Here is a 255-nt window from a genome sequence, read left to right as displayed (position 1 = left end):
GGATGATCTTCCAGCGGGGCAACCCGATGGACTACGAGCGGTGGGCCGCCGACGCGGGCATGGAGACGTGGGACTTCCGGCACTGCCTGCCCTACTTCAAGCGGATGGAGAGCCGGCACCTGGAGGATGGCTCGCCCGCGGGCGACGACTGGCGCGGTGGCGAGGGCCCGCTGCACCTGGAGCGGGGCAGGTGTGACAACCCGCTGTTCGGTGCGTTCTTCGAGGCCGCCCAGCAGGCCGGCTACCCGCTGACCG

Annotated in this window: 1 protein-coding gene; it reads left to right on the top strand. The window is 71.0% G+C overall.

Features of this window, described 5'->3' with window-relative positions:
* Positions 1 to 255 (top strand): GMC family oxidoreductase N-terminal domain-containing protein (locus tag DDE18_RS22555; RefSeq protein ID WP_211754727.1); only part of this gene is annotated, 255 nt, incomplete at both ends.

The organism is Nocardioides gansuensis (genome assembly GCF_003076135.1).
GTDB lineage: Bacteria > Actinomycetota > Actinomycetes > Propionibacteriales > Nocardioidaceae > Nocardioides > Nocardioides gansuensis.
Note: the sequence above shows the minus strand (reverse complement) of the source record. Positions and strands in the feature narration are given on the sequence as shown.